Origin of the sequence: Paenibacillus sp. 102 (genome assembly GCF_039549175.1) — a bacterium.
Taxonomy (GTDB): Bacteria; Bacillota; Bacilli; order Bacillales; family Bacillaceae_G; genus Bacillus_A.
Genome location: NZ_JBCGHT010000011.1, coordinates 131,146 through 157,656 on the forward strand (window position 1 = coordinate 131,146; position 26,511 = coordinate 157,656).

The 26,511-nt window shown below is 34.3% G+C and carries 23 protein-coding genes and 3 other annotated features; of the genes, 6 read left to right on the top strand and 17 right to left on the bottom strand.

Annotated elements, in window-relative coordinates; all coding sequences use genetic code 11:
- Positions 1-16: 16 nt before the first annotated feature.
- The 5 genes from AAIE21_RS20690 to AAIE21_RS20710 form a co-directional block, all read right to left on the bottom strand.
- Complete coding sequence (locus AAIE21_RS20690) at positions 17-1,696, bottom strand: DUF6044 family protein (protein WP_343268512.1); 1,680 nt, start codon at positions 1,694-1,696, stop codon at positions 17-19.
- A gap of 202 nt (positions 1,697-1,898) precedes the next feature.
- A complete protein-coding gene (locus AAIE21_RS20695) occupies positions 1,899-2,066 on the bottom strand; it encodes a transposase domain-containing protein (protein ID WP_343268513.1) in 168 nt (55 codons plus the stop codon).
- A gap of 201 nt (positions 2,067-2,267) precedes the next feature.
- Positions 2,268-4,235, bottom strand: coding sequence for a lipoteichoic acid synthase (gene ltaS / locus AAIE21_RS20700; protein WP_343268514.1), 1,968 nt, complete (start codon positions 4,233-4,235; stop codon positions 2,268-2,270).
- A gap of 505 nt (positions 4,236-4,740) precedes the next feature.
- Complete coding sequence (locus AAIE21_RS20705; RefSeq protein WP_343268515.1) at positions 4,741-6,366, bottom strand: ABC-F family ATP-binding cassette domain-containing protein; 1,626 nt, start codon at positions 6,364-6,366, stop codon at positions 4,741-4,743.
- Between the two features lie 129 nt (positions 6,367-6,495).
- Positions 6,496-7,668, bottom strand: coding sequence for a GNAT family N-acetyltransferase (locus AAIE21_RS20710; protein ID WP_343268516.1), 1,173 nt, complete (start codon positions 7,666-7,668; stop codon positions 6,496-6,498).
- Between the two features lie 467 nt (positions 7,669-8,135).
- Here AAIE21_RS20710 and AAIE21_RS20715 point away from each other — a divergent pair, with 467 nt between their 5' ends.
- Positions 8,136-8,543 (top strand): hypothetical protein, encoded by a 408-nt coding sequence (locus AAIE21_RS20715; RefSeq protein WP_343268517.1) that lies wholly within the window; start codon positions 8,136-8,138, stop codon positions 8,541-8,543.
- Positions 8,544-8,810: 267 nt separating this feature from the next.
- Here AAIE21_RS20715 and aroA read toward each other — a convergent pair whose 3' ends face one another.
- The 6 genes from aroA to AAIE21_RS20745 form a co-directional block, all read right to left on the bottom strand.
- Positions 8,811-10,100, bottom strand: coding sequence for a 3-phosphoshikimate 1-carboxyvinyltransferase (gene aroA / locus AAIE21_RS20720; RefSeq protein ID WP_343268518.1), 1,290 nt, complete (start codon positions 10,098-10,100; stop codon positions 8,811-8,813).
- Positions 10,101-10,116: 16 nt separating this feature from the next.
- The gene (gene tyrA / locus AAIE21_RS20725) at positions 10,117-11,217 is read right to left on the bottom strand and encodes a prephenate dehydrogenase (protein ID WP_343268519.1); all 1,101 of its coding nucleotides are present in this window, start codon (positions 11,215-11,217) and stop codon (positions 10,117-10,119) included.
- Positions 11,210-12,310 carry a histidinol-phosphate transaminase gene (gene hisC, locus AAIE21_RS20730; RefSeq protein WP_343268520.1) on the bottom strand — a complete coding sequence of 367 codons (1,101 nt, stop codon included), beginning with the start codon at positions 12,308-12,310 and terminating at the stop codon, positions 11,210-11,212. The genes tyrA and hisC overlap by 8 nt, the downstream gene beginning before the upstream one ends.
- 16 nt (positions 12,311-12,326) lie before the next feature.
- On the bottom strand, positions 12,327-13,499 hold the full coding sequence (aroC, locus tag AAIE21_RS20735) for a chorismate synthase (RefSeq protein ID WP_343268521.1): 1,173 nt from the start codon (positions 13,497-13,499) through the stop codon (positions 12,327-12,329).
- 53 nt (positions 13,500-13,552) lie between these two features.
- Positions 13,553-13,787: a binding site (T-box leader), on the bottom strand.
- 9 nt (positions 13,788-13,796) lie between these two features.
- Positions 13,797-14,873, bottom strand: coding sequence for a bifunctional 3-deoxy-7-phosphoheptulonate synthase/chorismate mutase (locus tag AAIE21_RS20740; RefSeq protein ID WP_343268522.1), 1,077 nt, complete (start codon positions 14,871-14,873; stop codon positions 13,797-13,799).
- 139 nt (positions 14,874-15,012) lie between these two features.
- Positions 15,013-15,246, bottom strand: a binding site (T-box leader).
- A 56-nt stretch (positions 15,247-15,302) separates the two neighbouring features.
- Positions 15,303-15,535 (bottom strand) — a binding site (T-box leader).
- A 121-nt stretch (positions 15,536-15,656) separates the two neighbouring features.
- On the bottom strand, positions 15,657-19,145 hold the full coding sequence (locus tag AAIE21_RS20745; RefSeq protein ID WP_343268523.1) for a DUF4020 domain-containing protein: 3,489 nt from the start codon (positions 19,143-19,145) through the stop codon (positions 15,657-15,659).
- 186 nt (positions 19,146-19,331) lie between these two features.
- Between AAIE21_RS20745 and AAIE21_RS20750 the strand changes: the two genes are divergently transcribed.
- The gene (locus AAIE21_RS20750; protein WP_343268524.1) at positions 19,332-19,769 is read left to right on the top strand and encodes a YndM family protein; all 438 of its coding nucleotides are present in this window, start codon (positions 19,332-19,334) and stop codon (positions 19,767-19,769) included.
- A gap of 132 nt (positions 19,770-19,901) precedes the next feature.
- Here AAIE21_RS20750 and AAIE21_RS20755 read toward each other — a convergent pair whose 3' ends face one another.
- Both AAIE21_RS20755 and AAIE21_RS20760 read right to left on the bottom strand, forming a co-directional pair.
- Positions 19,902-20,426, bottom strand: a complete 525-nt coding sequence (locus AAIE21_RS20755) for a cysteine hydrolase family protein (protein WP_343268525.1) — start codon at positions 20,424-20,426, stop codon at positions 19,902-19,904.
- 20 nt (positions 20,427-20,446) lie between these two features.
- Positions 20,447-20,983, bottom strand: a complete 537-nt coding sequence (locus AAIE21_RS20760; RefSeq protein ID WP_343268526.1) for a GNAT family N-acetyltransferase — start codon at positions 20,981-20,983, stop codon at positions 20,447-20,449.
- Between the two features lie 202 nt (positions 20,984-21,185).
- Here AAIE21_RS20760 and AAIE21_RS20765 point away from each other — a divergent pair, with 202 nt between their 5' ends.
- Both AAIE21_RS20765 and AAIE21_RS20770 read left to right on the top strand, forming a co-directional pair.
- On the top strand, positions 21,186-21,605 hold the full coding sequence (locus AAIE21_RS20765) for an SgcJ/EcaC family oxidoreductase (RefSeq protein ID WP_343268527.1): 420 nt from the start codon (positions 21,186-21,188) through the stop codon (positions 21,603-21,605).
- Positions 21,606-21,645: 40 nt separating this feature from the next.
- Positions 21,646-22,113 (top strand): GNAT family N-acetyltransferase, encoded by a 468-nt coding sequence (locus tag AAIE21_RS20770; RefSeq protein WP_343268528.1) that lies wholly within the window; start codon positions 21,646-21,648, stop codon positions 22,111-22,113.
- A gap of 97 nt (positions 22,114-22,210) precedes the next feature.
- On the opposite strand, the gene AAIE21_RS20775 is transcribed toward AAIE21_RS20770, so the two are convergent.
- Complete coding sequence (locus AAIE21_RS20775; protein ID WP_343268529.1) at positions 22,211-22,774, bottom strand: GNAT family N-acetyltransferase; 564 nt, start codon at positions 22,772-22,774, stop codon at positions 22,211-22,213.
- A 39-nt stretch (positions 22,775-22,813) separates the two neighbouring features.
- The gene (locus tag AAIE21_RS20780; RefSeq protein WP_343268530.1) at positions 22,814-23,305 is read right to left on the bottom strand and encodes a nitroreductase; all 492 of its coding nucleotides are present in this window, start codon (positions 23,303-23,305) and stop codon (positions 22,814-22,816) included.
- 306 nt (positions 23,306-23,611) lie between these two features.
- On the opposite strand from AAIE21_RS20780, the gene AAIE21_RS20785 reads away from it, so the two are divergent.
- Positions 23,612-23,992, top strand: coding sequence for a VOC family protein (locus AAIE21_RS20785; protein ID WP_343268531.1), 381 nt, complete (start codon positions 23,612-23,614; stop codon positions 23,990-23,992).
- A 137-nt stretch (positions 23,993-24,129) separates the two neighbouring features.
- Here the strand turns inward: AAIE21_RS20785 and AAIE21_RS20790 are convergent, their stop codons facing one another.
- Positions 24,130-24,882 (bottom strand): phosphotransferase family protein, encoded by a 753-nt coding sequence (locus AAIE21_RS20790; protein ID WP_343268532.1) that lies wholly within the window; start codon positions 24,880-24,882, stop codon positions 24,130-24,132.
- Positions 24,883-25,109: 227 nt separating this feature from the next.
- Between AAIE21_RS20790 and AAIE21_RS20795 the strand changes: the two genes are divergently transcribed.
- Positions 25,110-25,694: an HAD-IA family hydrolase gene (locus AAIE21_RS20795; protein WP_343268533.1), complete on the top strand. Its 585-nt coding sequence runs from the start codon at positions 25,110-25,112 to the stop codon at positions 25,692-25,694.
- A 147-nt stretch (positions 25,695-25,841) separates the two neighbouring features.
- Here the strand turns inward: AAIE21_RS20795 and AAIE21_RS20800 are convergent, their stop codons facing one another.
- Positions 25,842-26,222: a VOC family protein gene (locus AAIE21_RS20800; protein WP_241816274.1), complete on the bottom strand. Its 381-nt coding sequence runs from the start codon at positions 26,220-26,222 to the stop codon at positions 25,842-25,844.
- Between the last annotated feature and the right edge of the window lie 289 nt (positions 26,223-26,511).

A 26,511-nucleotide genomic window follows, 5' to 3' on the forward strand; every position in this document is an offset into this window, starting at 1 on the left:
AATCTATTTCACTCATCTATATCGCTTTATACAAATAAACTTTCCAAGCGGATGTCTTTGATGTAAACACGTTCTCAAGGGATAAATTGTTTTCTACTGCATTTTCAATAGGGACAGCAGAAAACATGTATCGACCACCCATCTTTTTAAAATGCTCTATATTTAGTTGTAAATTTCCCAAGCGTTTTTTCGAGTTTTTCTTAAACATATAGTGTTTTCCAAGTTCATCGGTGAAAATATAACAGCGGCCACCCCACTCATCAAAATACGTACGAATCGTTTTATTTTTCGCTAGCTCCTTCTCGATTATTTTTCGAAATTCATATTTATATGATAGCGGATAAAAATTGTTATATGTATCAAGTGTATAAAATCCGTTGTACTGAGCGATAGCAGGATGTAAACCAATACTAGCGACACGGTACTGCTCCAAAGGTAAACCGATATACTCTTTTATCTCCTGAAATTGTTTTTCTGCATAAAATTCCTTTACTGAAGATTTACTTTGAAAAATAATTTCCTCATTAAAAAAGCTTAACAAAATAATTTGAGCTATCACAAAACCTGTCACAGCTTGTCTCCATATTTTCCCTTGTAACCATAAAACTTTTAATCCAAGAGCAAATAAAACATAAATAACTAACGGGCGCAAAAAATGATAACGTGCAAAATTAAACGTATCCAAAATGTGAAAACGTTTTGTTAATGGAAGCCAACCTTTATAAAACCAAAAAGCATACCAAATTGACAATGCTATGTTAAACCAAAACAAAAAAACAAAGATTTTTTCTTGCTTCCATCGCCTCTTGGAAATGATAAAATACAACGCAATAAATATGACAGGTAAAATAACAAATGTATGGACTGTCATAACATGGTTATGTCCTAAAAGAAAATTTTTCACTGTAAGACGGAGAGACCGCCATAACGATAATCTTGCATGAAAATATTCATCTCTGCTGTTAGGTGCAGTGGATAAGAAGAAGGAAGATACTAAGCGATATTCTACAATCATGTAAATGAGCGTCATATAAACAATTGAAAAAAGAAAACGAAAGTTCCATTCTTTCTTTATTACTACGTCCACTAACCAAAGAATCCCCATCCCGCTTAAAAAGAAGAAAAAACCTAAAACAATACTCGAATATAGAGGAATAAGAGTGAGTACGAAATAGTTCTTCCACGATCTTTCCCCTTTTCGAATATTTAAAAATGCCCAAAGTGCAAGAGGCATCCCGAGAGTACTAAGCATTCCTGACGGCCAAAAAGGAGTAAGAGCAAAAGCCAATGAAACTCCAACCGAAATGACCATCCATTCCTCTCTAGGTAAAAAATGATGTTTTAAAAGAAGATACATCCCTATAAAAGCAACCACTCTTGTAATCGTCTGACTTAATGCATACGCAACCATATTTGGAAAAAAAACATACAACCAAACAATACCACTAAATTCCGCGCTAAATGCGTTTCTTGATAATTGATTGTTTATCACCTGTGGAATTGTAGCATCAATCGGACCTATTATCTCCCCGCTCCTTGCCAAAACCTTATACCAGGACAAATTGGAATCAAGATTATCATGAACGCGAATATGCGCATTTTCTCCAAGAATAAATAAAGGAGACAAATAAAGAATGAGTATAATTGATGCAAAAACAAGTAACTTTTTTTCTTGGTTGTTCTGGATTGAAATCATTCACTACACCTCAAGAAATTCTTAAAAAGTTTACTAATAAAATTTCCAAAACGAAAGAAATTATCCCCTTGGTAATCAAATTGCTATCAATTTTTTATAAACAAAAAAATCTATTCTTATTGTTAAAGTAAGGAAAAGAAATGTTTCATTATATTACTACTTACTTGTTCTGTAGTGAAAGTAACATGGAGTTATTTTTTGTTCACTTCACTTTTTTCGGTACTCTGCATCTAGTTGGGAAATCTTTTGACCACAGCAAGACTTTATCAATTTCTTCTTGATTGTTTAAATTGATATTGAGGAGTGTTTCAAACAAATAAAGAAGATAATGATAGGGACTTAAATTGTTCTCTTTTGCGGTTTCAATCACTTTCTACTAATATAGCATCCCGTATCTCCTATAAAATTAAGTCCAAATTTTTGTTTCTACATTGTGCAATAATTGAACTCTTTTCATATAGTGATTATACTCTACAAATACGGTATGTGAAATTACCTCGTGCTCCAAAATAAAAAGCCCCCTTATAAGGATATTTATCCTTATAAGGAGACTAACATTACTATATTACGTTTAACCTTCTTGCTGCGTAGTTTTTACTTTCGTCTTATTTTTATCACGATGATTATAATTATATTTCGAACGATCTACTGGCGTAAATCCTTCCGGTGTGTAAAATCGGAGTAAATCACCATTTACAACTTGGTCAGAAAACTTAAGTTTCTGCTGAACCATTTGTTCATTTTGTTTAATTTCATCTGTTATTTCTACTGGTTTTCCTGTATTTGTATCATAATACTTTCCGTTCAGTGCAGTAACGGACGGACTTACATAGTTACCATTACGGAATGCCACAACTTGTTTATGGTCTGGTGATAATAAATCCGTACCGAATTGGATGTAATTTTTTGTATCCGTACCTAGTAAATGTAGTAGCGTTGGAAGTACATCAATTTCTCCACCATATTGATGCTGAACTCCCCCCTGCATACCTGGTACACGAATAATTAATGGTACACGTTGCAGTTGTGCATTTTCAAATGAATTCATTTCTTTACCCATTATTTGCGACATTGCTGTATTATGGTTATCTGAAATACCGTAATGATCTCCATACATAACAATAATAGAGTTATCATATAAACCAGATTGCTTCAAATAATCCATAAAACTTTTTACAGCTTCATCTAAATAACGTGCTGTCTGGAAATACGTATCTACAGATGAATCACCTGTTTTTGCTGGTTCAATTGTCGCTTCTTCCTTATTAATTGGATAAGGGAAGTGATTTGATAACGTAATAAATTTCGCATAGAACGGTTGCTTTAATGTTTGTAACAATGGAATCGACTCATCAAAAAATGGTTTATCTTTCAAGCCGTAGTTTACAACATCACTATCATTCATATCGTAATACGTCGCATCAAAGAATTTATTAAAGCCAAATGATTTATAAACATCATCACGATTCCAGAATGTTTTATAGTTACCGTGGAATACTGCAGATGTATATCCTTGTTGTCCTAAAATAGCTGGTGCAGCTTGATACGTATTATGAGATTTCGTTGTAAATACAGATCCTTGTGGTAATCCAAACATTGAATTCTCTAACATGAACTCCGCATCAGACGTTTTACCTTGTCCTGTTTGATGGAAGAAATTATCAAAATACAGTGTATTCGCATCTTTCGTAAATGAATTTAAAAATGGTGTGACCTCTTGCCCATTCAGTTTATAATCAATCAAGAAGTTTTGGAACGATTCTAAATGAATGTAGATAACGTTCATATCTTTTCCCTTACCAAAATAATTTGGATTAGGAGTTGCATAGTTTGATGTGATATAGTTTCGAACACCTGTCATACTATCTCCATCAGCTAAAGCTCGTTCTGTTGATGCCTTCATACTTTGAATCCCATCATAAATCGTATAATTGTATGCACCTAAATATTTCACAATATAGTTTCTGTCAAATGTTCTTGTTAGTAATTCAGGACGATCAGATTCTGCTAAACCTAAATTCACACTAAAAATTAAAATTGCTGCGATAAATACAAGCGCAAGTTTATGCTTTGCAACACGAATTGGTTTTGGATTAGCAACTTTCGCTATTACTAATGCAAGTAAAATAATTGTATCTAAGAAATACAATGGATCATAAGGTTGTAATAATGCAAGAATACTTCCGCCTAATTCTCCGAAGTTATTCGTTTGTGTTAATGTTGGGAACGTAATAAAATCGCTGAAAAAACGGTAATACACCACGTTTGCGTATAATAGAGCGGACATTAGCAAATTAATAATAATTAGCCAAATATAAGATCGTTTCCCTTTTGCAAATAATGCAAGTCCTAAAAATAGAACTGCTGAGCTTAACGGGTTGAAAAATAACAAGAATTTTTGGATTGTGTTCGATATACCTAAGTTAAATTCTGTCACATACGCTCCATATGTTTTTAACCAGAATAAAACAACCGCAAAAATAAAAAATCCAAAATGATTACTTAACACACGCTTGCTCTTTAATAATAAGTGTTTCATCTCTCCACCTCTTTTAATTATCCAAGGCTTATTTTTTATAAGTCTATCTCTCTTTTTCAATGTGTCTTCTCCAAACAGTCTACCAAATTATTTAACTATGTGAAGAATATTAGTAATTATAAGTTGTAGCTTTTATTTATTCAACTATTTCTTATGAAATATGTTGACTTAGATATATATTTAATGAAATGCATTTGTAACATTTTTCACCGTTACAATCTAAATACCATCCGTGTAACAAGACACAACTACTATAAACCTTTATAATCTACTTCGCAAATATTCTTATTTCCAAAATTACCAATTGGATTTGTTGTTACTAAATTATTCATGTATTAAGTATGTTAAGTTCTCGACTACTTCTTATCTTCTATAATTATTCATTTTTACAAAAAAATAATATGATTTATATCCATAACTTTTCTTTATTATTCCTTATAAAATGTTTGTTAAAAAATAAAAAACCCTCAATCTTATCGTAAGATTGAGGGTTTTACATTGTAGATTATTTTTTGTTATACATTGCATCTACTTGCTTTTGAAGTTCTCCATTTTCTAAGAACTCATCGTATGTTGCTTCTTTATCGATTACACCGTTTGGCGTCACTTCGATAATACGGTTTGCAATTGTTTGCACGAACTGATGGTCATGAGATGTAAATAGTAATGTTCCTTTAAATGCAATTAAACCGTTGTTTAACGCTGTAATAGACTCAAGGTCTAAGTGGTTCGTTGGATCATCAAGTGTTAATACGTTTGCTCCGCTTAACATCATTTTAGAAAGCATACAACGAACTTTTTCTCCACCTGACAATACAGAAACATTTTTCTTTACTTCTTCACCAGAGAATAGCATACGACCTAAGAATCCACGTAAGAAACTTTCTGTTTCATCTTGTGGAGAGAACTGACGTAACCATTCAACTAAGTTATATTCACTGTTCTCGAAGTATTTAGAGTTATCTCTTGGGAAGTAAGCTTGTGATGTTGTAACGCCCCACTTAAATGAACCGCTATCTGGCTCCATTTCTCCCATAAGAATTTTAAATAATGTTGTCATTGCAATATCATTACGTCCGATAAATGCAACTTTATCACCTTTATTTAATGTGAAGTACACATTATCTAACACTTTTTCTCCATCAATTGTTTTTGAAAGACCTTCTACAGTTAATAAGTCATTTCCTACTTCACGCTCTGGTGTGAAGCCAACGAATGGATAACGGCGTGATGATGGTTTAATATCATCTAATGTAATTTTATCTAATAATTTTTTACGAGAAGTCGCTTGCTTCGCTTTAGATGCGTTTGAACTAAAGCGTGCGATGAAGTTTTGTAACTCTTTTACTTTCTCTTCTTTTTTCTTATTTGCATCTTGTGTTAGTTTTAATGCTAATTGGCTTGATTCATACCAGAAGTCATAGTTACCAACATATAATTGAATTTTACCGAAATCAAGATCCGCCATGTGCGTACATACTTTATTTAAGAAGTGACGGTCATGGGATACAACGATAACTGTATTTTCAAAGTTCATTAAGAAGTTCTCTAACCATTGAATTGCTTTTAAGTCTAAATGGTTGGTAGGCTCATCTAATAATAGAATGTCAGGTTGACCGAATAAAGCTTGAGCAAGTAACACTTTTACTTTCTCTGCTCCTGTTAATTCTGACAATTTTTTATCATGAAGGTCTTCTCCAATGCCTAACCCTTTTAAAAGGATTGCAGCTTCAGATTCAGCTTCCCAACCGTTTAACTCAGCAAACTCACCTTCAAGTTCTGCAGCGCGCATACCGTCTTCATCACTGAAATCTTCTTTCATGTAAATCGCATTCTTTTCTTGCATTACTTTGTAAAGACGTGTATGTCCCATAATAACTGTTTCTAACACTGGGAATTCTTCATATTCGAAGTGGTTCTGTTTTAATACTGCTAAACGCTCACCTGGCGTAATATGTACATCACCTGTTGATGGATCAATTTCTCCAGATAAAATCTTTAGAAATGTTGATTTACCAGCACCATTTGCTCCGATTAAACCGTAGCAGTTACCTGGTGTGAATTTTATGTTAACATCATCAAATAATTTTCTGTCCGCAAAGCGCAATCCTACGTTACTAACTGTAATCATGTGTTTCCTCCAATTTCGATACTTTTATATACATACTTCACTTACTATAACATATTTAGCCACCTAAAGGTATATCTAATCATCTTTCTATTTCAGCAACTGAAATTTTCTATTGTAAATAAAAAACAATTAAAAGAAATCATAGAGAAACGGCCTATGTAATGGAATCAAATGTTCAAGCTCTTTTACTTCTCCCTCTGTTCCTGAAACATAACCAATTTCGTATAGCTCTAGCGGGCGCTTATATCCGAATACCATTGCTGATAAATCATTTATATTTAAATGAATTCCCCTATTTTTCAATCTTTCTGCTTCTTCCTTATTAACAATTACTATTTCTTTATTCTGTAATTGAACCGTCACATTATTCCATGAGGCAAATGAGTCTGAAATATGTAAAATGATATCATTTTGTTGATTATTCCAAACAAATGGATATCCCTTTAAAAACTGCTCTACATCTACAATTCGAGCCATAAAATAAGGAGTAACTTCAGCTTTAACCCGTGGCTCTTGTAAAGTATAAAGTAATGGTTCTGTTTCACTTAATATCATCTTAAGTTCTTTAATCATAGAGTCATGTTGACAAATAAAATTCCAAAGTCCACTTCTAGTTTCATGATTTAGTGGTACAAATTCTTCCACTGTCATTTTTGAATCATTTATTTTGTAAAGCATATAGCCAGTAGCTTCATTTTCTTCATTGTAATAGACCGCTGCCGTCCAATCATGATAAACTGCCTGCCTCCACCATTCACGGCTACGAACCAGCATCCCAGCAAAACGTTTCGCAAACGTTTCATATATTACCTCAATTTCATTTGGATGATTATCTTTGTTAAAGCGTCTTATATTTCCTTTTACATGCTTTTGCATTACTAAATCACTCTTCGTCATTGAACAGATGACACGGTTGGCAAATAGTTCCCAGCCATACTTTCTGTAAAATGAAACCGCAAATGGATGTAACATAGATACACTAAATCCGTCTTGTTTCATTTTTTGCAGCACATGCTTCAATAGTTCTTTTACATGTCCATTCCGTCTATACTCCGGATATGTCGCTACTCCTGCAATTCCACCCATTTTAAAAATTGCATCACCAATATTTATTTCTAACGGAAGAAGATGCAATTTTGCTGCAAGGTGATTTTCTTCTAAAATCCCAAACAGTTGATGATGTTTTTTCATTAATGTAAGGCGCTGTTCAATTTGACCTTCCGGTACTTTATATTGAAAAGCATATTCAGATAAGGCAATCGCTTCTTTATATTGGTACTCTGCTAATTCAACTACTTTCATGAATATCTCCTCCTATCCCCTTTATTACATTCGTACTCATACAGATAAAATCCTATCAAAAAATTAGAAAGGTCGATGGAATATATATAAATATCTTGATATAAAACAAAAAACTGTACCTACTAATCACTTTTATCACGTCCCCTGTATACCATATAAAGTAAAACTTTACTCAGTAGGAGGTTTCTTCACCTCCCACTGCTTATTAACCCTCACCAATCAAGCTTTTACGGACAGTTGATCCTCCACCTACCTTCTTGTGCTTCTCCAAATCTTGAGGTGGAGGTCTTATTGCTCGCAAATAGCTGGATAAATAAAGAAGGGAAGAATAAATAATTATGAGTTCTTATTACGATAAATTAAATAGATTGAGTGCAAATCGAGACTTCCTTTCTCAAAGAAGAAATAGAAGTCTTAGAGGAGAAAATTCCGAGTCTACAAGGCCATCAGCATTTAGAACCGTCAACATGTCTACACTTCAACAAGTACCTGCCAATACTACAGTTAAAGTCTTATATCCTAATATACAATTTGATTTAGCAAATGAATTTAACTCAGCTGCATCCATGTTTATTCCTGAAACAAAAGGTGTGTACTCATTGACTGCAAGTGTTCTTTTCGCACCTAGTAATTTCAATGAGGCCTACAGAGGAAGAATAAGCATTCAAGTAAATGGTCATGAAGTGGCTGCTGATAATGATTTCTTTGGAGCAAATATAGAGATTAAAAATATCATTTCCGTTTCTACCATTACACAGCTAAAATGTGAGGATATTGTTGAGGTATTTTTTATTTCTAATGTAGCTGGTACAATCAATTTACTTAATAGCATTACACGTTTTGAAGGAGCTAGATTTCCATCTCCAACGAATTAATCAAAAACGTCTATAACAAATGATTGTTATAGACGTTTTTACGTTGTTGAAAAAAGATCTTGTCAATGAAAATGTTACCTGAAAAGTGACATTTCCACTTCCTATTTCATCTGCAATCCAGGTGTCACGGAATAAAAAGACATCCTTTTGAATTTAATTTAAGATATGATGAAAAAGATCTTCATAAATGAAAATACCCTGTATTCGATGATTGAGAAATTGAAAAACTGTAGAGAAAAAACTCTCTACAGTTTTAATTACTTCGTATTATATAGCTAACTTTTGAAGTTCTTCGAAAAACGTAGGATACGATACACCTACTGCTTCTGCATCTTGAATCGTTGTTTTTCCTTCAGCTATACAGCCGGCAATCGCAAGCATCATTCCGATGCGGTGATCACCGTAACTATGTACTGTATTGCCTTTTAAAGTTGATTTACCGTAAATAATCATTCCGTCATCTGTTGCTTCAATACGAGCTCCTAGTTTCGTTAGTTCGGCAACAACTGTGTCGATACGGTTCGTTTCTTTTACTTTTAGCTCATGTGCATCTTTAATAACCGTAATTCCCTCAGCTTGCGTTGCTGCTAATGCGATAATTGGAATTTCATCGATTAACTTTGGAATAATATCCCCGCCAATTTCGATTCCTTTTAGTGAAGATGTTTCAATCGTAATGTTGGCAGCTGGTTCTGATGCTCCTATGTTAATTGGTTCTACAGTGAACGTAGCACCCATTCTCTCTAAAACATCTATAATACCTGTACGAGTCGGATTCATTCCTACATTTTGTAATTGTATTTTACTATTTGGAATAATCGCTCCTGCTACTAAGAAAAATGCCGCTGATGATACGTCACCTGGAACTTGAACATCTGTTCCAGTTAATTTTTGGCCACCTGCTAGTTTTACAGTTTTCCCTTCACGAGTTACTGTAACACCAAACGCCTCTAGCATTCTTTCTGTATGGTCTCGTGAAATGTGCGGTTCTGTAACAGCTGTTACACCTTCTGCGCGAAGACCTGCAAGTAAAATAGCTGACTTTACTTGTGCGCTTGCAACTGGGGAAGTGTATTGGATTGCTTTTAACACTCCACCTCTTATTATTAGCGGTGTGTACGTCCCATCTTCTCGGCCATCAATGCGGGCACCCATTTGCTTTAATGGATCTGTTACACGTTTCATCGGTCTTTTTGCGATAGAAGCATCTCCTTGTACGCAAGAAAAGAATGGCGTGTTTGCCAATATTCCCGATATTAAACGTATCGTAGTTCCAGAATTACCAACATCTAATACAGCTTTTGGTTCTTGTAAACCTTCAATTCCTTTTCCGATTACAGTAACTTCATCACCGTTTTGCGTAATATCTACTCCCATTTCTTTAAAGCAAGAAATAGTACTTAAACAGTCTGCACCAGGTAGAAAGCCTTTAATTGTTGTTTTTCCCTCTGCAATTGCGCCGAACATAACAGCGCGGTGTGAAATGGATTTATCACCAGGAATTGTAATGGTTCCATTCAATCCGTTATTAACAGGTTGTATAGTTCTGTCTTTCACGTTTTCACCTTCTCATTTAAATTGTTTCATATGTTTGGTATTCTTCTTTTCCAAGCGCTAGTTTTGCTTTCATACGATCTTCTTCTCTTTGGAAACTAATTCGTAACACCCCAAGCAATCCTTCTCGCGCTTCTAATATTTGCAAGTTCGTAATACTAATTTCTTCGCGCGCCAGAATACTCGTAATATGAGCTAATGCCCCTACTTTATCTAAAACATCGACGTATAAGTCGTGATAGGCAGGAATAGCCCCTCTTTTTCTCACTGGTAAAGAATCACGATATTCTTTCGCATCTGCAAAGTAGTTTTGTATTTCACCTGCATCTCCTATAGAAATCGTCTTATATAACTCTTCCATTTCAGAGACCCACTCTTTTAATAATACCATTAAATGCTCACGATTTTGCTTTACAATGTCACTCCACATTTTCGGACTGCTAGATGCGATACGTGTAATATCTTTAAATCCACCAGCAGCTAATTGATGAATGAGCGGGTTATCTCCTGCATGTTTCTGGACTTGTTTTACTAAGCCTGCCGCGATAAGATGAGGAAAATGACTAACGATTCCTGTTACATAATCGTGTTCTTCTGTATTTAAGACGAGAAAATGTGATCCTGTTCCTTTTAACCACACTTTTAGCTCTTCCACTTGATCATTTGACACATGATTCATCGGTGTTAAAATGTAAAATGCATTTTCAAATAAATGCGCCTTTGCACTTTCGACACCAGTTTTATGAGACCCTGCCATCGGATGTCCGCCAATAAAAGAAACTTTCTTTGAAAATAAAGCTTCCGCTTCATTCATAATTGTTCCTTTTGTACTTCCAACATCGGTCACTATTACATCATCTCGTAAACGAAATGACGCTAGTTTGTGTAATAACTTCTTCGTTTCTTCAACTGGAGAGGCAAAAACAATTAAATTTGCCTCTTCACATGCACGCTGTAAATCTATTGCCACTTCATCTACTACATGCAATTCTTTCGCACGCTCTACCTGCTCTTTAAATATATCATAACCTATTATCGTTACATCGTGCTCTTTCTTAATTGCTAATGCGAGAGAGCCTCCTATTAATCCTGTTCCAATTAATACTACTTTTTTACACATTGGCCTCATCTCGAGACTTATGTTTTTTATTTTCAAAGTGTTGTTTTAACACTGAAATCACTCCTTCATTTTGTTCCCTTGTTCCAATTGTAATACGAACGCCTTTTGGGAACGGACGAATAATAAACCCTGTGTGTGCGCAAGCTTCATACATTTCTCCAGCATCATCTACCGGCAAGAAGATGAAGTTTGTTTGCGACGGATAGAATGGAATTTCATTTTCCTTACAAAAACTTTCGTATTGCTGTAGCCCCTCTTTATTAACACGTACTATCTTTTCAATAAACGACTCATCACTTAAGGCAATCTTTGCTGCTTTTTGTGCTAATGAAGATACGTTAAACGGCAAACGTACGACATTTAATTTCTCAATTAATTCTTCCTGTCCAATTGCATACCCGACGCGAAATGACGCTAAACCATATGCTTTAGAAAATGTTCGTAATATAAGAAGGTTTTTATGTTTTTTCAATAATGGTATTGTTTCTGGAAAGTCTTTTGCTGTGACATATTCATAGTACGCTTCATCAATCACGATTAGCGCACTGTCATGCACACTATTAATAAATTCATTTAACTGTTGCTCATCAATATATGTGCCCGTCGGATTATTCGGATTACAAATCCAAATAATTTTTGTCTTTTCATCTACAGCTACAGAAATTTCATCTAAGTCATATGATCCGTTTTTTAATGGAACCTCTTTTACTTCGCATCCTTCAATCACTGCATGATGACGATATTGCGGGAAAGTTTCTCCCGCTGTAACAATATTATCGCCTTCGCAAAGCACAGTACGGCTGATAATTTGAATGACTTCATCGAGTCCACTTCCACATATAATTTGTTCCTTATGAACTTGTAGTTTTTCTGCGATTGTTTGGCGGAGTTCTACAGCTCCTCCATCTGGATATAAGGCTTGTTCCTGCCACGCTTTTTGTAATTCTTCCATAACACGCGGTGAACAACCAAATGGATTTTCATTTGATGCTAGTTTTACAAACGAATGATTCCCATATACTTCTTTCATTTGCTGCGCTGATTTACCTGGTTTATATGGCTGTAATGATGATAATTGCTCTTTTACCTTCATCCGTAATCCATCCTTTTTAAAATTCTTTTGCATACTTGTTATGCTGTATAATATTTTGTTCGATTAATTCCATGCGATCTTTTCCAAATTGTTCAACTAATGCATCCGCAAGTTCCCATGCAACAACAGCTTCCGCTACAACACTTGCAGCTGGTACTGCACAACTGTCAGACCGTTCAATGCTCGCTTGGAATGCTTCTTTTGTATCAATATCTACACTTGCAAGTGGTTTATATAATGTAGGAATTGGCTTCATAACACCTCGCACTACAATCGGCATTCCTGTTGTCATACCACCTTCTAATCCACCTGCATGATTTGTTTTTCTTGTATAACCTTTCTCTTCGTCCCAAAGAATTTCATCATGAACCGTACTTCCTGGCTTTCTTGCCGCTTCAAATCCAATTCCAATTTCAGCACCTTTAAAAGCATTAATACTCATAATTGCGCCCGCAAGTTTTGCATCTAATTTTCGGTCATAATGTACATAACTCCCAACGCCGATTGGCATTCCTTCTGCAATAACTTCGACAATTCCACCAATTGAATCTCCACTACTTTTCGCAGTATCAATCGCATCCATCATTTGTTGCTCTACTTCTTTATCTAGACAACGAACAGGTGAATTCTCCGTAATGGTTTGGATTTCTTCTATTGGTAATTGATCTACCCGATTTGCTTGAACTCCGCCAATTTCAAGAACATGCCCAGCGATTTGTACACCTAATTCTTTTAAAATTTGTTTTGCAACCGCGCCTGCTGCTACTCTTACAGTTGTCTCCCTTGCAGAAGAGCGCTCTAAAACATTTCGTATATCGCGGTGACCATATTTAATTGCACCGTTTAAATCTGCATGTCCTGGACGTGGCTTTGTAATCGTGCGTTTCATTTCTTTACTTTCTTGCTCTGAAATTGGTTCAGCTCCCATTACTTTCGTCCAATGTTTGAAATCATCATTTTTTACGATTAATGTAATGGGTGAACCAAGAGTCATCCCATGGCGCACACCACTTACAATCTCTACTGTATCTGTTTCAATTTGCATGCGTCTCCCGCGACCATGCCCTTTTTGTCTTCTTAATAATTCCTTATTTATATGTTCTGCTTGTAACGATAATCCTGCAGGTATACCTTCTAAAATAACCGTTAATTGCGGACCATGTGATTCTCCGGCTGTAATGTATCTCATTTCTCTTACCCCTTTATTATTTTTTTGTACAAAAAAGTCCCTACTGAGCGCTCAGTAGGGACGATGATTATCGCGGTACCACCCTAATTGTAGACTACATTTGTCTACCTCTTATCATTTTTAACGATCTACTAGACCGTCTTTCCCTTCATAAAGACAATTATCTTTACTACGAGAAAGATGCTCTAGGGCTGTAATTCATGCTTATCTTTGTGCTGATTCTCAGCATCCATCAGCTCTCTATAAACAGGGAGATAAGCACTACTGTTTCCCTTTCAACGCATATTCAATATGAAATTAAGATAATTTATTTTTGAATCCTTTTAACTCTTCCATGAATTTATGGAACTCTGGAATATCCATTTGCTGCGCTGAATCAGATAATGCAACCGCTGGGTCTGGATGAACTTCTGCCATAACTGCATCTGCTCCGATTGCTAATGCTGCTTTTGCAGTAGGTAATAATAAATCTCTGCGTCCTGTAGAATGTGTTACGTCCACAATAACTGGTAAATGTGTTTCTTTCTTTAAAATTGGTACGGCTGAAATATCTAACGTATTACGCGTTGCTCTTTCGTATGTGCGGATACCGCGCTCACATAGTATAATTTGATCATTTCCTTGCGCAATAATGTATTCAGCTGCATTGATGAACTCGTCAATTGTCGCTGCTAAACCACGTTTTAATAATACAGGTTTATTTACTTTCCCTACTGCTCTAAGTAGATCAAAGTTTTGCATGTTTCGTGCCCCAACTTGAATGACATCAACGTAATCAAGAGCCATTTCTACATCGTTTGGATTTAAGATTTCACTGATAATCGCTAAATCAAATTCATCAGCTACTTGTCGTAAAATTTGTAACCCTTCTACACCTAATCCTTGGAAATCGTATGGTGATGTTCTCGGTTTGAAAGCACCGCCGCGCATTAATTTTAATCCTTGCTGTTTCATCGCTTGCCCTACTTGGCGAACTTGCTCTAAGCTTTCTACCGCACAAGGCCCCATGATGAACGTTTGCGTTCCATTTCCTAATAATTCACCTTTTACATCAACAATTGTATTCTCTTTTTTCTTTTTACGTGAAACAAGTAATGCTTTACGGTTGTCATCTTCTTGCAATTCCAGACTCGCTTTGAAAATTGTTTTGAAAATGTGTTGAATTGTTGAAGTTTCGAATGGACCTTCATTATGTTCCGCAATCATATCCAGCACTTCACGCTCACGTACTGGATCAAAACGTTTCGTACCTTGCACTTGCTTTTGTTCTCCAATCTTTTTAACGATTTTACCTCGTTCATTTAAAAGCTCTAGTAACTGTAAATTGATTTCATCCACCTGTTTACGTAATTGTTCTAACTCATGATTTGCCATTTTAAAATCCTCCTTTTAATGTTTAAAACTATTGCAAGAGAATAAAAATTCCCTATTTTCTGAATTGAAAATTTACAAAAACTTAATATGAGATCGATACCGCCTTTTCTGTGTACAAAAAATCCCTACTGATCTACTCAGTAGGGACGATATTTATCGCGGTACCACCCTAATTGCAGACTTGTTTCGTCTACCTCTCTTCACTGTTAACGATCATTTGACCGTCTTTCCCTTCATAAAGATCGTTATCTTTACTACGAAAAAGATGCTCCAGGACTGTAATTCGCACTTGTCTTTGTACTGGTTCGCACCACCCACCAGCTCTCTGTTACAGGGAAACAACTACTACTTCTTTTCCTTTCACCGCATGTTATATTCCATTTTCAAGCCATACCACAAAAAATACAAAAAGTCCCTACTGATCCAATCAGTAGGGACGATATTTATCGCGGTACCACCCTAGTTGTAGACTTATTTCGTCTACCTCTCTTCACTGTTAACGATCATTTGACCGCCTTTCCTTCATAAAGAAAACAAATCTTTACTACGAAAAAGATGCTCCAAGACTGTAATTCATGATTATCCCTGTACTGATTCACACCAACCATCAGCTCTCTGTTACAGTAAGATCCTCACTACTGTGATCTCTTCATTGCACTTTGTTTATTCAAATGTTTTTGAAATTGAATAAGTTATGATTCGTATTATAGAATGCTTTTTTAAATACTGTCAACAACTTTTTATCTTATTTTAAAAAAATCCACTCTTTCCCTATAATCAACCTTATCCATTTGTAATTACAATTCCAATACGAATCATTTCATTTTGAATAGATTTTAGTAAATCATTCTCTACTTGGTACTCTGTTAGTAATTGTTTAATTTCAATGATTTCACCTTCAAAAGAACTTGCCTCATGCAGGTTTTGCAATAATGAAAAAAACAACTTGCCATATGCTTCTACATGATATTTTATGTTCTTTTTCTTTTCCAAAATAGCCAAAAATAGTTGTTTCATTTCTGCTTGATCGTAACATCCTGATGGTGGCGAGAAATGACTAAGAATCGTTTGTAACCCTTTTTCTGCAACTTCATCCATACATAATACAAAACGTAAAAACATGACATATTCCCTACCGGTTATAGAACTCATTTTTGGACGTTCAATTAAAAATCCAGCTAACCAAGCTGTCCAAAATTTATGTTGTTCTCTTGCACTTAATGTTTTTACATAATAACATAAATGTTCCATAAACTTAATTTTGTCATTTTCCGTTTCCTGTATAAAAAGTGGATATAACCAATCCGCTCGTTGATCCCAATATAATACACATTTAATAAAAACAAAGCTGAGCCACTTTAAGAATACTTCTTTTGTATGCGGATGTAACAAATATAAATGTTCGACTGCATATTTAATATATCGCTTTATCTCTGTAAATAACGGTAAATTTATTTGTGTATAGCAGAGTCCTGCCCATGCATATTTTGTTGCTTTTTCTTGTTTTTTTAAATCGAGATACAGCAGCATATTTTTTCTACACCATTGTTTCTCAATATGGTATAAAAATGTTATATCTGCGGTTAATCGTGCAAACATGAAATTTGTACTCTGTGAACATGCTCTCATTTGTTCTTCAAATAAAAACAAGTATTCGTGAATATTCCGATCGTATAAGTGGTCATATGCAAGTAGCTTTAATAATACTGACGTCATCTTTCCGATAGGATGTTGAATAGACTCATTATAAAAATCATGCTCTTCTATCTTGAAATTCGGATCACTTTTCATTACTTGAGGAAATAAAGAAAAGGCAAAACGTTTCACAACACGTATACTATCCTCTTGAAATTCTTCTAACCGATTGCTGATTTCATAAAGAAAACTGCTAATTAACCAATGAAAAGATACATTTCTTACAAACTGTTGCAAGAGTGGAATGATTTTCTGTATTTGTTGATTTGTAAGCTTGCGGTTATTCCTCCATGCCCGAATACAAACAAACCATACTTCATTACTTACCTTATCCTCCCCTGCTAATTGATAGGCGAGCGAAATACTCCACTCTATATTCAATTTACATGCTTTTGATAACATTTCTAAAAAATGACGTTGTTCAAAAATACCGTCATGAGAAAAAAGCTTAACTTGTTTCATCATTTCATGGCCTTTCAACTGCAATAACCCATCAGCCGTTACATTACATGTAATACTTTGTACTGCATCCTCTACTGGCTTTTTACCGTAACGTTCTGGGGAAAAATGAGGATGTTTTAGTTTCATTTTTTCATATGCCCCTGCTGTACAATTACTATTTGGATCACAAGTATAAAGTAAATCCATAACAAGACACGCATCAAAAGCCCTCTCATTAACAAGGTGTTTCATAAGTTTTTGTAACACTTCTTGCTTTCTGTTCTCGGAAGCAAATGAATAATGCTTCTTTAAAAATTCAAATACTTCATGCCTATATGTAACATGTAACAATAACTTTTGTTCTAACAGCCATTTAACTTTTTCATCGTCAGTTACAAATGAGTTTTTACTCATCGCAGCTATCGCGATTCGTTTTTGTAATATACTATCTGTTTCGAACATTTGAGCGATATAGTAGTTTGCCTTTCCTTTATTATTTTCACATAAGTAAGTGAGAGATTCTTTTACAATACGAATTAAAAATGTAAAATCTTTTGGCTGTAAATCATGATCTGAAAATTCAACTGTATTATATGTCACACCATCCTTTTTCTGCAGTGCAGCTTGTCTTAAAAATAACATCTGCATTTTTTCCAACCCCATAACCATAATTGGATCGGCAAAATACGCAATATGCGGTTTCATTCTTTCATCCCAAATTTTTTGTACAAATGAATATACAGGAACCGGTAAACGACTTGTCTCTTCTAATTCAATTGAATCTTGCATATCGTGTTCCCATCTTCTCACACGTTTTAATTTAATTTTCCCATCCAAAATAAACGCCAGCAATAATACGAAAATTTCTTTATGTTCAGGAAAGAAACATTTATGTAACAAATATGAAACCAATTCTATAGAGCTGCTATTTTTTTCTGCTGTTTCTAATAAAAGTAATGTCCATTTTGCAAATAATAGCGGTTCAATTGGCTCTTTTGTTTCGTTTAAATACGTACAAATGGTTCGCCATAACAAAGGAGAAACTTTCGAGTGATTTTTATAAATAAGCTGAAATAATTCTTTTTGATGACTAAAAAGAAATTGTTTGACGAGCCACTCCGCCAACAACTCATCCTCTTCATTATGAATAGCAGAAAGTAAAAATAAATTTTGGAGCTTCCCTTCTGCCTCTAACCATTCTATCCATTCATAATCGCGAGCAAATTCGATAAAATATCGGAGTGTTTCAATTTTTTTTACTGACTGTTTTATATATGATAATTGCTCTTGTTCAACTGATGGTGGGACTGTCACGATATCGCGAATCCGCATCCTTTTTGTAATATAATTATCTCCCATTAATTCTGCCCAGCGCTTTACGGCCTTAACAAGCGCTTGATGATTGTTCGCCTTATTTGGATAAACAATTGGCCTTACCCCTAAATGCTCCCAGTGATATGTATTATCTCCTTGTGCAACAAATGCATAACGTCTTGTACTCGGTGGTAAACCTGTTGCTAAATATTTCATGACAGGATCATTATGACTGTATCCGATGAATAACACTGTATAATTTGAAAATAAATCAACTAAAAATCTTCTTGCCCACCCCTCTGTTAAGTAAGCCCTTCCAAAATCACCATCCGTTAATATTAAATTTTCTTTTTCTTGTTCTACATTGCCATGTATATACGCTAAACCTTTAAACGCTCTACCTGTTGGAAGTGCAGGTGCGTAATATATATTGATATCTCGATTCATTTCTCGAATTACACTTGTAAAATGCTGATCAAAATTTGTAGTAACGATGCGAACATCAATATCATCTGAAAAAAGCCGTGGAATTGCATAGTGCAATGGATTCGGTTTCGAATTTTTCACATCAACAAGATCTTGTGCAACTTGATGTACATCTTTCGTCTTCGCAACTTTTCCAAGATAATAATCATGCGGTTCCGTATTTTCACGCTTTTCAACATATAAAGCTTCCGCAATTTCATCAACTAAATCATCGAAATTTGGTAAGTTTGATTTCCCTTTCATAGAAACTCCTGCTCCGACAAATAATACAAGCCTTCCTTGCTCAAGATTATCAAATAGTTCATCTGGAATTTCTACTTCTGAAGTAATCCACATTTGGATCCCCCCTTACCTAAAAATGTCATACGCTCTCATTTTACTATAACATTTTTTGTTTATTTTTTTAATATTTTGACAAGATGTTTAACGTGAAAAAATTTATTTACATTCATGTACTTCCATAAGAAATGTATGAACTTCGCGTTTTATACCAAAACTATGTAAAAACAGGAGGTGTGCATTTTGAGCAATTTTACAATTGTACTAATCAAATTTATTTCGTGTATCATTGCTTTTGCTATTGGACTTGATTTGTTTTTCGATGCAACATTTGTTGATGTTATTTCCTTTAGCCTGTTTGTAACAATTGTTTCTTATATGTTTGTTGATAAAATTATTTTGGACCGCGTTGGCAATTCCGCTGCGATTATGGCCGACTTTTTGTTGACCTATTTAAGCGTGTGGATTTTCGGTAACATTTTATTGGACAATTACATGCAAATCGCATGGGGGAGTATTCTATCCGCGATTATCTTTACATTATCTGAAGTATTTGTGCATCGTTTTTCTCATACGCATGAAAGACATAAAGGTGAACGAATTAATATGAATGGCCGATTCGCATACGGAACTGAATTTGCTGAAGAACAAAACATCTTAGATAAAGATAAGAAAAAATAAGAAAAGAAGGATGTCACAATCTATATCATGACATCCTTCTTTTTCATTAACTATTCTTGTCGTAATATTGCTTCATAACAAATTGCGGAACCATTCCGCCACCCGTTGTCACTACTTCCTCTCCATTCGATCTTATGCTTCTATCTTTATATTTTTTAAATCCACAATATCAGCAAATGCACCCAGTACTGCATTATGATGCTTAACAATTTCTTCTGCACGCAATTGCTCCGAGTCAAAGGTACTATGTGCATCACTAATTAAAGTTACTCTGTACCCTTCACTAAAAGCGCTGCGAGTTGTTGTATCCACGCAGTATTCTGTTTGCATTCCTGAAATGATTAAATGCTCAATCGCCTTATCCTGTAGTACTTTACGAAGGTCCGTATTGTGGAAAGAATCTGGTGTTTCTTTTTCGATCATGATGTCACACTCTTTCGGTGCAATAGCAGAATGAATATTCCATTCCGATTTTCCTTTTTCTAACGGATGACCTTTGGGTCCATTATGCTGTACATATATAACAGGAATCTTATGTAATCGACATTTTTGAATTAACTCTTGCAACGTTTCTAATAACTCCTGCCCTTTGTATACTGGTCCACCTGCTGTATACATACCTTCTTGCACATCTATTACTAAAAGTGCCTTCTTCATTCCACACAACTCCTCGCCGCTTATTTTTTATACTCCATCATCCAGCAATCTTCTAAATTCCCTTCATGCAGCTCATGTTCGTTTAAAATTTTCACCTTTTGGAATCCACACTTTTCATAACAATGAATCGCTCGTTCATTACTTACTCTTGGATCCATCGCAATTGCTTCTGCCTCTAATTCATCGATGATATATGTAATCGCAGCTTTCACAAGCTCTGTACCAATTCCTCTATTCCAATATGTTGGCTCTCCAATGAATTGATCCATCCCCCATATATTTTGATTTTCTACGTAACCATATAGATTTTTCCATTCTGAGTCTACGGGATAAATTTGTATATAGCCAATTGGTTTCCCTGCATATTCTACTAAACATCTTTTCACATCACTTATTGAATAAGAAATAAATTTTTTGCGTACTTGCTCTAAAGATTGTAGGTTATCTCGTCCTTCATAGTATTGTAAAACTTCGGGATTGGTTAGCCATTTTGATATGGTATTTGCATCATCTTCTATAACATATCTAATCAATAATTCACCTTTTTGAAATAACATATTTCACCTCTTTATTCATAACATTATAATATTCTAGACTCATTGAGTTTACTCCTTTTATTAGACAGTGAATACGATACACCGCCTTGCCATCATACCTTCGTATCAGTTTTTATTCAAAAAAAATACTACTCTTGCTGGATGTTACAAAAACTTTAATTTAGTAATCTATAGATATCAAACCAACATAGGAGGAATAAATATGTCTAAAGCTTTTGATTCAAAAGAACAACAACAAGAAGAAATACATGCAATCCGGCAAACGATCGCCGAAATGGAGAGTGCATTTAATGCACATGATGCGGATGAATTAGATCGTCACTTCACTTTAAATGCCACATGGGTCAATGTGCTTGGCAAAAAACTATCAGGTTGGAAGCAAATCAATGAGACGCACAAAGTTCTTTTAGCGGGACCTCTTCGTGATTCATATGCTTGTTATGTAGTTGAAAGTATTACATTTATACGTTCCGACGTAGTTGTCGCACATATTAGACAATATTCAACAACCTCTGAAGGGAAAATAATAGAAAGTGAGCAAGGCAGTCTTGCTGTTTATGTGATGGTCAAAGAAAAAGAAATATGGAAAATTGCTGCTGGGCAAAATACGCTCGTTCAATAGAACTTCATATCCCCCCTATTTAAACTGGAGGTTACGACTCATGCCTTACGTAAATCTAAAAAAAATAACTTCTAAAAACTGGCGAGAAGCTCTTAATCTTTCTGTAAATCTTGAACAACAAAGGTTCGTTTCTGAAGTTACACCACCTGTTGCGATTGCACTTGCTAAAGCATATATTAGGCCGGATGATAGGATGATTGAACCTTTTGGAATTTATCATAATGAGAAAATGGTTGGTTTCTTTAATTTGCACTACGAACCGGATTGTCAAAAGGACTTTTGGCTGTTTCATTTTTTTATCGACAAAGGATATCAAAGAAAAGGGTTTGGAGCTACTGCAATAAAAGAATTAATTAACCATATAAAAACCGTTCATCCATCTTGTCATCGCATTCGTTTAACTGTGCACCCTGAAAATGATTCAGGTAAAAAATTCTATTCAAATCTTGGGTTCACTGATGATGAAATTCTCACATACGGTGAATTAACATATTCCTTGTACATTTAGAGTTTTTATTGAGCATGATAACAAACAAAGAGTGCCAGTAAAAGTCCTAAAGACACTCTTTGTTCTTGTGGAGTACTATAGGTTATATCGGACTGTCTTAAAATCTCAAATACCAATATATCGCAACTTCATCACTTTGCTCATTCATGCCTTTATATACAAAAAAATCAAAGCCTCCTATAACAAATCCACAACTCTCATAAAACTTGCATGCTCTAACGTTATTGCTCTGTGTCTCTAGCATAATTCCTGGCATTTTACAGGATTTCGCCCAATGTTTCGCCCGCTCAATTAATTTTCTGCCAACTCCAAGCTGTCTAAACTGCTTATCTACTTTTATATCTTCCACGTAAGCAAAACCATTCCAGTTCCTCTTTAATATAATTATTCCAATCATTTCGTGATTCATAAACGCCAAAAAAATTATTTTATCTGGATGATTAACATATTCCCTATAATCTAAATCACCCTCTTGATCCTCCATATATCTATCTTCTGAATAATTTTTCTCATAGCTTGTTATTTCTTGCACTGTGTATTCTATTCGTTGATCCATCGCCCTTAATGAAAGAACTAGCTTAGAATCAACCGTAAAACTATCATCAATTTCAGGGGTTTCATTCAAATCCTTTATTTCTAGTTTTCTAATCAAAATGGCCATTCTTATCTCCTCTAAATAAAATATAATATATTCCTCATACTAAATATTCATAGCAATTCCTGCAATGAATAAACTAACTATTATTAGAAAAGGGGTACCAATCATTGCTCCTCTTAGATGCATCCTATAATTTTTATAACCCTTCATTCCTTCTGTACTAGGAATAACAACAAATCTCGGAGTAATCCAGCAAAATATCAGCCAATCTATAATGAGTAAATCCACCAAATTAAAAATCATTAATATTCCAAAAGAATGCAAAAAAGCATCTATAAACAATAATTTCTCATGTTGATTTAGTAAAAAAGTTGAAATCAACGGTGTTCCGAAAAGAATTAAATTATATACAATTCCAAAATATAAAGTTTGTCTTTTTTCATCAATTGTTTTTGGCAGAACAGCTTTTTGAATATCCTTAGGATAGTCATTTAGCCATAAACGAGGATTATAATATAATGACCCTAAAATCATAATTGATAGTATAATAGACATAATTGCTCCGACTAATAACATTTGTTCATATTGACCCATAAATTCTCTCCCTCCTCACTTGTAATTACCAGAAACTTTTTATTATTATGTAAAAGACTCATTTTATTACAAATTCTATGTATTCCCACATCAGAAAATTAACATAAATCTTTGCTAAATAACTTTTTCATTTCTATATTTACAATTGATTTCTTCCAGCATCCATCCTTATTTTTTGACATATTAATTCAAATTTCATAAAGTGAAACTCTAATCGGTGTTTTTCATCTCCACTAATTATTATTAGCCCATAAATATTAGGCTAAATTTATTTAAATTTACATAAGAATAGGACTGGTGAAACAAATGAAAATTGAACATATAGCGATTTGGGTAAATGATTTAGAGGCAATGCGCACTTTCTATACACAATATTTTAATGGAGAAGCAAATTCTTTATATCACAATAAAGCCAAACACTTCGAATCTTATTTTATTACATTTGAATCTGGAGCACGCCTCGAAATTATGCGAAAAAAAGGAATAGAAAACAAGCCTACTCCTGATTTAATTGGATATGCCCATATCGCTTTCTCCGTTGGCAGTGAAGAAAATGTGAATCAGCTAACAAAAACATTACATGAAGCTGGATACCCCGTGTTAAATGGACCACGCTTCACTGGAGATGGCTATTATGAGAGTGTAATTAGTGATCCAGAAGGGAATCAAATCGAAATAACTATCTAGCATGACTTGTTAATAAGTAAGTTAAAAAATAAAATAACAATAAAAAAACCGTTCAAAAAATTTGAACGGTTTTTTTATCTAGTACTGTCACATTAAAAAGCTTGATTATTACAGAAATGCTAGTTCTATCATTTTCCTTAATGACAATACTGGTCTACTAAACTCTTTAGCTGTTCTATGTTTTCTGAAGACACTTTTTCTGACAATCTTGCTCCAGCAATAATAGGAGCCCACTCCAAAACTTCACCCCTTGATAGTCCAGCATTTTTGCAATATATACGTAAATACATTTCATCTAATTCTACTGAAGACTGGGCATACAATAAATATGTTCGGTATACATTTGCGCAAATATCTCCCGAGCTAGCATCAACCCAGTCAATAATTTTCATGTTATCTTTACTCATAATCAAATTAAATGGATGAAAATCTCCATGACATAGCCTAGGTTCAAATACTATTGAATCTAATTTCCTTAACAACTTATTCTTTTGTTTCTCATCTAAATTCTGTGCTGATTCAATTTGCCGACGTAGCTTTTCTGACATCGGTTCAAGTAAATCCGATTCAGAAACAACAGCATGCACCTTTTGTTGTGCATTAACACAAATACTTATGTAATGCTCAGCTCGTTCCATATTTTGAATTAAGAGATTACCTACTGTTTTCCCTTTTACATATTCCATTATAATCACTTGTCTATCCTTTATCTCTGTAACTTCAAATACCTTTGGGACGTGAATCCCGCATGAATAAGCGTATTCTTGTTTCTTTGCCTCATATAAAGATTCTGTATTTGGAAAGTGTTTTTTAAACACTTTTACAATTTTATTATCATAAAGATATATCTGAGCTGTATTTCCTATAGCTATTGGATTACCTAGGTTCAATTAGTCCCTCTCCTTAAGATAAATTACAATAATGTCCTACATTACATCTCATAAATTCGATGTAATTATAGTGAAAACCTTCCCCCTTATATTAAACTCAGAATATCTACATTTGAGCTTAAATTGGGATTATCCCCTATTCGTCCATTCTAGTAGGTTTATAAATGAAGGAGTTTACGTTAGCTTGACGAATTTATACTGATATAATTATAAAAAGGGTGGTTTAATTGAACATTTTATGGGATTTTGATGGCACATTATTTGATACTTATCCTGCGTATACCAAAATACTCTCTCAAGTTTTAGGAGATGAGGTGGATAAACAGGAAATCTATGAAAAGTTAAAAATTTCGTATTCCCATGCAATTGATTACTATAACATTTCCAGCAATCAAGAAAAAGAAATAAAAACTCTACAGAAGAAACTATCTCCAAAAGAGATGAAACCATTTGATAATGTAGAAGAAATCTTAAAATTCGCAAATAAAAATGTAATTATGACCCATAAGCATAGGGACGGAGTTTTAGCCATATTAAAGTACTACGGATGGGATAAATACTTCGTTGATATGGTTACGATTGACGATGGTTTTCCTCGAAAACCCAATCCATTAGCATATGTTCATTTACACACAAAACACAGAATCGATTTAGTTATTGGAGACAGAGAATTAGATTTATTACCCGCTAAAGAATTAGGAATTTCAACATGCATATTTCAAAGTCAAAGTGATTTAGCTGATTATCATTTACAGGACTACTCAGAGTTTTTTAATATTGATATTTCGTTAACGAAACAAGTGGCCGATTAACAATATATACAGTAAAAGGACTAAAGTTTGGTTCTTTTACTGTATTATTATCAACATAATTCATTAACAGAGCCTAATAAAATAAGACCCTGTAAAGCAGGATCTTAACATTCTTTAAAACGACATAATATCATTTCCAATCGACAATTACTTTTTCTCCATAATTGCAAAATAATTCCCCTCATGATCAGCAAAATTAAAAGCTCTACCAGACGGCATATTTACAATTTCCCCGACTGTAATTTCCTTCCCTACAAAGTCTTTATATAACTTATCGATGTCTTGGGTGAAAAACAACATGGATGGTGTATTCAAGTTTAATTCAGGCTGCATTTTTGCAATTAACTCTTTATTATGTAGCACAATGCTCGTTTCAGCTTTCTCTGTTGGCGCAATTTCAATCCACCTAAACCCTTGACCGTTATTTTCATCGGAAACTAAGTGGAATCCTACTTTTTCTGTCCAAAATTGTATAGCCTCATCTTGATTGTTTACATATAACATAATTTGACCGACTTTATGAATCATCATCTTTTCTTCCCTTCTTCTACTTCAATTGTATTCAGTATATACGACCTAGCATTCTCTTCAAAGTGTTTTTATGATTAAAAATTTTTTAGATTTCTAACATTTTTTAATGTTTCTAGAGGCTTTATGTATTTCTTATCTCTTATTTTTTAGGGGTAGCATCCCACATCCATCAACTTAAGGATTTAGACTATTTTTGAAGTTAAAAGCACGTTACTATTCTCTTATGTTAATGAGAAAGGGTGACGTGCTTTTTATGAATATGCATCAAAAACAAGAGTTATCTTTA